The following is a 7,005-nucleotide window of genomic DNA, read 5'->3' on the forward strand; positions in this document are numbered from 1 at the left end:
ATGCAGAAACCAGATTAATATTTGTATATAAATAATTTTTCAGTACTCTAGAGCGGAGTGAGTGAGGAAGCTTTTGAAACCAGTAGACTACATAGTCGTCTAAAGATAAAATAATGGTTATAAAAATGAAAAGTAGGTTATCACTTGGAATTAATAACAAACAAACTAATTATGATCGCAATATTCATTCTTATTATTCACTCTATTGAAACACTTGCTTATGCTGTTCGTTTATCTGGGGCGCGTGTTAAATTACTTGCCTCAGCTCTATCGCTTTTTAATGTGATGGTAATGGTATCGAGATTAGCAAACATGATGCAACAACCATTTACAGGTAGTTTGGTCGACACCGCACCAAAAGAAAATACGTTAGTCTTTGTAGAAAATCAGTATCGTATTATTATTGGTGCTGCGTCATTAGGAACTTTGATTGGTATGTTATTATTACCTACATTTGTTGCCATATTTTCACGGGCGATTATTCATTTAGCTGAAGAAAGAGGTTCTATCCCTGCTCTAGTAAAAAAAGGATTCACATTTGAATATATGAAACGCGGGATTAAACACATTCGTATGCCGAGTTTCTCCTATCTAAAGGGAATTGGGTTACGAGATATTCCGATTAAATTATTTATCATCAATATTCTAATTACGTCAATTTATACAATAGGTGTTTTATCAGCATTATATGCAGCACTTTTAGTACCAGAAAGAGCCACAACTGCAGTAATGGCATCTGGTTTAATAAATGGTGTAGCAACGATTCTTTTGATTATCTTTATTGATCCTAAAATTTCAATTCTTGCAGATGATGTAATAAATAAGAGAGGTAGTTATCTTGATTTAAAACGAGCTTCTGTCATGATGATGACATCAAGATTTTTAGGAACTATTCTTGCTCAAGTTTTATTCATCCCTGGCGCGCATTACATTGCTTGGTTTGCTAAATTTATAGCATAACTATTGGGAGGTTAATTTCGCTTATTATTAAAGCGCAAAAAATAGCATGAGAACACTTAAATGTTCTCATTCTATTTTTTTTATTTATTATTAGAATTTAGAAGTTTGAGCTTATGATTAATCGAAAAGTATATTTTATATTAAGGGCACCAAATTTTCTTCAATCTTAATATGCCTTTCTCAATTTGTTCGAATGATAATCCACCATATCCTATCATCACCATTGGCTGATTGGATGGGTGATGATACGAAGTGGAAATTGGATAGATTTGTACTCCAACAGAAGATGCCTTTTCAATTGCTTCGTCTTCACGTAAATAGTTTGGTAGCTTTAGTACGATATGAAGGCCAGATTTTTCACCAATAATTTGAAATTTTTTTGATAAATGAGTTTCAATTGATGAAATGATTGCCTGTTGCTTTTTACGATAGAGTGTTCGCATTTTAGCTATGTGTTTGTCATATAAACCTTGAGAGATGAAATCTGCTAGAACTAGTTGATCTATTTTTGAAACAACTGTTTTCTGTTCTTTATAAAATATTGAAAATGCATCTACTAGAGTTATAGGTAAGATCATATAGCTAATTCGAATGGTTGGAATTAGTGTTTTTGAAAAAGTGCCAAAATAGATGACACGCTGCAATTGATCCATTTTTGCTAAAGAAGGGATAGGTAGACCTTTGAATCGATACTCTGAATCATAGTCGTCTTCAATAATATATGCATTTTCTGTTAAAGCCCATTTCAATAAGGATGCTCGACGTTCAGCAGACATAACCATCCCTAAAGGAAACTGATGTGCTGGTGTTGTATAAAGTAAGTTAATCTTTTTAGCTGGCACTGTGACTCCCAATTCATCTACTGCAATATGATGTGTGTGAAGACAATTTTGTGTGAAAATAGCCCGAGCTCGTTTAAAACCAGGCTCCTCAATGCCTGCACTAATCGTAGGTCCGAAAAAATGGCAAATTGCCTGTAGTTGATGTTGTATTCCTCCATAGATGAAAACTTGGGAAGGATCGCACTGAACTCCTCTAGAACGATGAACATAGTTGGCGATTTCATAGCGAAGAGAGGGTTCGCCTTGAGATGTGTTATTTATCAAATTTTCTGGTTGAAAATGTTTGTTGTATAATTTTCGCCAGCTTGAAAAAGGAAAAGAGGCAGTATCAATATGACCGTTATGAAAATCGATATCTATCTTTGAAAAGTTGGTTTCAATGGAAGTGGAAGGTGGCTTCGTATTATTAGATTGTTGCCATTCAAATTCAAAAGGTGCAACAAAATACCCGGAACGTTCCTTACTGTATATAAACCCTTCCGCATCTAGCTGTTCGTAGGCTTCTTTTACTGTATGTACACTGACTCCAAGACTTTCAGCTAAAGTACGTTTGGAAGGTAGCTTACTATGAGATGACAAATTCATCGTAACAATTGCTTTTTTAATCTGTTCGTAAATTTGAATATATTTCGGATAATTATTTGTGAGAGTGATGGAGATTTCCAAATGAATTCACCTCTGGTATGTATGATTTCTATAGATATGTATAAAACAATCATATCAAAAAATAGAAAAAAATTGCTTTATATATTTTAGAAACAATTTATACTAAAATTATAGATTTTTTAGAAGTGCTAAGGGGTGTGCAATATGTACAAAGAAGTGGATGCTTCAATTTGGAGTGGGAGAACGGATCATTTGGATCGACGAGATAGTTTTAGATACCATCAAGCGGTAAAATGTATCACTACGCAAGAGTTAAAACAAATATCTGATAAGAAAATTTCGATAATCGGATTTGAATGTGATGAAGGTGTTAGAAGAAACAAGGGAAGAATTGGCGCAAGAAAAGCACCAAATGAAATTCGAAAACAATTGGCGAATGTTCCTTGGAGAGGAAGCGATACTTTTTTATTTGACGTAGGGAATGTCACATGTGAAGGTGAGTTATTAGAAGCAGCACAACTTGAGCTAGGTAATCAGGTAAAAGATCTACTAAATGCGAATTCAAAATGTATCGTGATTGGTGGAGGTCACGAAACACTTTATGGGCATTATCTGGGGGTAAGGGAAAGTGTAGGAAAAGAAGCTATTATTGGCTTACTAAATATAGACGCTCATTTTGACTTACGTGAATATGAAGATCAAACATCATCAGGGACCATGTTCAAACAAATTTTAGATGGAGATCCGAACGCGAAATATTTTGTTTGTGGTATTCAACGATATGGAAATACAACCGAATTGTTTAATCGAGCAGATGAATTAGGTGTAACTTATCTACATGAGGATGAAATGACACCAGAATCTACTGTTGAAGAAATCCGAACATTTATAGAAAAGTGTGACGTGATTTTATTTACATTATGTATGGATGTTTTAAGCGCTGCGCATGCTCCAGGGGTTAGCGCACCATCGCCATTTGGTTTAGAAGCTAACACTGTTAGGGGTATCATTCGATTTGTTTGTGAAGATCCTAAAGTTTCAAGTTTTAATATTTGTGAAGTCAATCCAGATATTGATGAAAATAATAGAACCGTAAAACTGGGAGCTAATTTTGTAAATGAAGCAGTAATTTCTTTTCAAAAAGGGGAAATTAAATAACGAATAATCTGTTGGGGATGTCATTCTAATGTACAACGATTCATTTATATTAAACTAATTCATTATACAGCCAGCAAATGTACATCCACATTTGTTGGCTGTATTTTTATTAAAGGATTGCGAATATGGAGAATAAATAGAAAGGAGTTCAATTTATCGTTGGACTATAACAGGTGTTTTACTTCCTTTAGAATGAAAGGCAATAAAGAACCAAATTATGTTCGTAATAATTGCTAAAACACAAACAATGAATACATTCATTAACGATGGAGTTGTTTTCGTGAAAATGCCAAACACAATGAAAGCAAACAAAGCGGAGACAAAAATGAAGATACCAAAAGCACATAAAAAAGTCATGATATATTTCATCCATGTCAAACCTGTAAGATACATAAATAATGGAATTGCATAGAAAAGGAGTATCATTCCAATTGAAGACCACATACCAAGGGAGTTAAATTGATTTGTGTTTTTTCCATATTCAGATATGGGTGATAACGAACTTGCAACGATTAATGCACAAAATAATAAAGCTGATAGGATGGTTGTTACAGTAATGCTCTTTTTGTTTGTCATTAAATCCTCCTACATTTAATTTCTTTTGTTTTGAACTAATTTTCGGAAAAACATAAATAGTAGTATAAATGCGAGTGCAAAACTAAGCAATTTAAACATTTTTGAATGTTCTTTTATATAAAATGGAAAGGAAAAGGATTGTTTATATTCAACAGCAGCTTTAAGATACTTATCACCATCTTTTACAGCGATGACTTCTTCCGTTTTTTCACCAACGATTTGATAATACTTTGTGCCAATATCAAAGATGTTAGAGGCATTGCCATTGTAATCCCCAGTCATTTTATCTGGTATTGTATCGACTTCACCAATTTCATTACCAATTTTTTCGACAGGAATCTTTTCATCTGATACTTGATAGACATAGCCATGCCATGATACAAAAGAATAAGCCCAACTCAGTGCAAATACAGAAGATGTGAATAACAAAAAGAATATAATAATAAAGGGTAGCTTTAGGAACAGACTTCTTGACAAAGCTTTTCTTTTCAATTTCATCCTCCTATATGTATTTATAGCCATAATATACCATAAATGGTTTGGGTGATGAAGTTTTTATGAGGATTTAGGGGAGATATGTTACTTCATTAAATAGTAAGTTACATCATATCTATACGCTGATTTAACTTAAAAAATTTCAATATTGGAATAGTAACCTATCCGTAAAAAGACATCAAATTATCTTTTGTTACGAATAGGTTGGAAAAAAAGAGTACTACTATATTTTAAAGACTTCACACCAAATTAAAATAATAGTAGTTACTTATTTTTTAACTTTATAATGCAGAGAAACAAATTGATTATATTTCCGAGTTCCAATTAGTGATAAATTCATTTGATCCTCACTATTTAAAAATAGTGGAATTCCATTTCCAATAATAACAGGTGCAACAGTTATGATCATTTCATCGATTAGCTTCTTTTTGATAAACGAATGAATCAATTCGCCTCCGCCAACAAGCCATATATTTTTTCCATCAGCTTTTTTTAGCTCATTGGTAAAAGAAAGTACATCCTTATTAATAAATTTTACATATTCAGTATCTTCAATTGAAGACTTTGTAAATACATAACATTCTTCGTTTTTATATGGGAATTCACCCTCAATATTTTTCATAACCCAATCATAGGTTTTTCTTCCCATCAAAATAGTGTCTACTGTCTCCAAAAACTCCGAGTATCCAGTATCTCCTTCTCCCTCAACATTGTCTAACCATTCAAGTGATTCATCCTCTGTGGCGATGTAACCATCTAAACTCATAGCAATAAATAAAATCAATTTACGATTCTCAATCATCATTTTCACCTCGAAATTATATTCCAATCAATATCATTGAGTAGTGTAACAATAATTATATTAGACTTCTACAAATAAGATTGTTCGTCTAGAAGACAGAAAAATGATAAGAGTTCTTTGTTAACCCTCGCAATTAGTGAATACTTTCTATTTCTATAAAACAAACCAACCTCTTTCTCCAATATTAAAAAATGAAATCTACCAAAATACAAATATTTTTAAATGGTTAGACATAGTGTTTATTAATGCGGTTAAGGAGAGGGAGTGGGATGGTGAAAATGAATGGTCGAATTATTTTTCATGGCACCTTGTTAGCTGGTTTACTCATTTGCACTTCAATTGGACATCTAATTACTAATTCTGAAGCAACACCATCTATGAAAGCTATGGAGATGAAACAACACAATCAAAAAACGACAATCAATATGAAAGAAAAAATTGATCAAGTAAATTTTATCGAAAAAGCGACAGCTCAATTAGAGAAAAATGGATATCAAGTAGGATTTGTTCTTTCTATCACTTCAAATGACCAAAAGGAATTAAAAGCAGTTGTCAGATCACAAATTAAGGATAAAGAAACTGCCATACATGAAATTACTCAAATGATTGATGATCTTGCGAGTGAAAATAAATTAGGAATGTTCACTACAACGGTGAATTTTCCAGATGACTAAAATCGATGAATTTCAAATGAAAGGGGCAGCAAGAAAATGCGCTGTCCTTTTTAAAATTGGCTTTGATTAATATTATTGATAAATGCGGCGATTTCTGCGGAAAAGCCAACCAGACCATCCCCGCAAGTGAGCGAAGGTGACCAAGGAGTCTCGTCAATTCACCAGCGTAAAGGGGTCGCCTGTAGAGAAAAAATTTAAATATCTATCATCTAGTAAAATATAACCTTAAAAATTAATGTACTAAAATTAGGATAAACTTGTTGACTTTGAATTTAAGGATGTGTTAAGATTACCTCGAATTAAAGATATTAGAATTAAGGATAATAAAAGTGGTGATACGAATGAACCTAGAAAATAAAGAATTAAAAGCTTTAACAGTCATTCTTCGTGCCTCCCAAGCTATTCAAGAAGTGATTCGAAAAGATGTAGCTTCATATCAACTAAATGCAACTGAATTTGCGGTGCTTGAATTGCTTTATCATAAGGGTGATCAACCGATTCAAACAGTAGGAAAGAAAATTTTGATTGCAAGTAGTAGCATTACGTATGTCATTGACAAATTGGAGAAAAAACAACTTGTAACACGTAGAGATTGTCCAAATGATCGTAGAGTAACTTATGCAAGCTTAACAATAAAAGGAAATCAACTCATGAATCAGATTTTCCCTCAACACCAAGCAATCGTAAAGAAAATATTTGGGTGTATTGAAGAAAACGAATTAGATAAAACAATAGAATTGATGAAAAGAATTGGATATCAAGCAGAAAAATTATAATTTTTTTAAATTTATATCTTGAATTCGAGATAGTTGATATTTTTTTGAATCTTTCTATGCACCAGTAGTCAATTTTCTCATTGTGGAGCGAAGGAAGGCGACTCCTACGGGAAAAG

The 7,005-nt window shown here is 32.8% G+C and carries 8 protein-coding genes; 4 read left to right on the plus strand and 4 right to left on the minus strand.

Annotation, left to right across the window (positions count from 1 at the left end):
• The first annotated feature begins 171 nt into the window (after positions 1–171).
• Entirely contained in the window at positions 172–960 is a 789-nt protein-coding gene (locus ABE048_RS14185) for a lipid II flippase Amj family protein (protein ID WP_430311921.1), read from the plus strand.
• A gap of 140 nt (positions 961–1,100) precedes the next feature.
• Here ABE048_RS14185 and ABE048_RS14190 read toward each other — a convergent pair whose 3' ends face one another.
• On the minus strand, positions 1,101–2,468 hold the full coding sequence (locus tag ABE048_RS14190) for a PLP-dependent aminotransferase family protein (protein WP_430311914.1): 1,368 nt from the start codon (positions 2,466–2,468) through the stop codon (positions 1,101–1,103).
• Between the two features lie 144 nt (positions 2,469–2,612).
• Here ABE048_RS14190 and hutG point away from each other — a divergent pair, with 144 nt between their 5' ends.
• Positions 2,613–3,566, plus strand: a complete 954-nt coding sequence (gene hutG / locus ABE048_RS14195; RefSeq protein ID WP_430311915.1) for a formimidoylglutamase — start codon at positions 2,613–2,615, stop codon at positions 3,564–3,566.
• 153 nt (positions 3,567–3,719) lie between these two features.
• Here hutG and ABE048_RS14200 read toward each other — a convergent pair whose 3' ends face one another.
• The 3 genes from ABE048_RS14200 to ABE048_RS14210 form a co-directional block, all read right to left on the minus strand.
• The gene (locus tag ABE048_RS14200; RefSeq protein WP_430311916.1) at positions 3,720–4,142 is read right to left on the minus strand and encodes a DUF5391 family protein; all 423 of its coding nucleotides are present in this window, start codon (positions 4,140–4,142) and stop codon (positions 3,720–3,722) included.
• A gap of 15 nt (positions 4,143–4,157) precedes the next feature.
• The gene (locus tag ABE048_RS14205; protein WP_430311917.1) at positions 4,158–4,634 is read right to left on the minus strand and encodes a hypothetical protein; all 477 of its coding nucleotides are present in this window, start codon (positions 4,632–4,634) and stop codon (positions 4,158–4,160) included.
• A 271-nt stretch (positions 4,635–4,905) separates the two neighbouring features.
• A complete protein-coding gene (locus ABE048_RS14210) occupies positions 4,906–5,439 on the minus strand; it encodes a dihydrofolate reductase family protein (protein ID WP_430311918.1) in 534 nt (177 codons plus the stop codon).
• Positions 5,440–5,708: 269 nt separating this feature from the next.
• On the opposite strand from ABE048_RS14210, the gene ABE048_RS14215 reads away from it, so the two are divergent.
• Positions 5,709–6,113, plus strand: a complete 405-nt coding sequence (locus ABE048_RS14215) for a hypothetical protein (protein WP_430311919.1) — start codon at positions 5,709–5,711, stop codon at positions 6,111–6,113.
• A gap of 341 nt (positions 6,114–6,454) precedes the next feature.
• Positions 6,455–6,889, plus strand: a complete 435-nt coding sequence (locus tag ABE048_RS14220) for a MarR family winged helix-turn-helix transcriptional regulator (RefSeq protein WP_430311920.1) — start codon at positions 6,455–6,457, stop codon at positions 6,887–6,889.
• Positions 6,890–7,005 lie beyond the last annotated feature (116 nt).

It is taken from the genome of Rummeliibacillus pycnus (genome assembly GCF_050459865.1).
Classification (GTDB): domain Bacteria; phylum Bacillota; class Bacilli; order Bacillales_A; family Planococcaceae; genus Rummeliibacillus; species Rummeliibacillus pycnus_B.

Coding starts and splice junctions, on each gene's coding strand:
- hutG (WP_430311915.1), top strand. CDS start 2,613: ATGTACAAAGAAGTGGATGCTTCAATTTGGAGTGGGAGAACGGATCAT.
- ABE048_RS14210 (WP_430311918.1), bottom strand. CDS start 5,439: ATGATTGAGAATCGTAAATTGATTTTATTTATTGCTATGAGTTTAGAT.
- ABE048_RS14200 (WP_430311916.1), bottom strand. CDS start 4,142: ATGACAAACAAAAAGAGCATTACTGTAACAACCATCCTATCAGCTTTA.
- ABE048_RS14220 (WP_430311920.1), top strand. CDS start 6,455: ATGAACCTAGAAAATAAAGAATTAAAAGCTTTAACAGTCATTCTTCGT.
- ABE048_RS14185 (WP_430311921.1), top strand. CDS start 172: ATGATCGCAATATTCATTCTTATTATTCACTCTATTGAAACACTTGCT.
- ABE048_RS14215 (WP_430311919.1), top strand. CDS start 5,709: ATGGTGAAAATGAATGGTCGAATTATTTTTCATGGCACCTTGTTAGCT.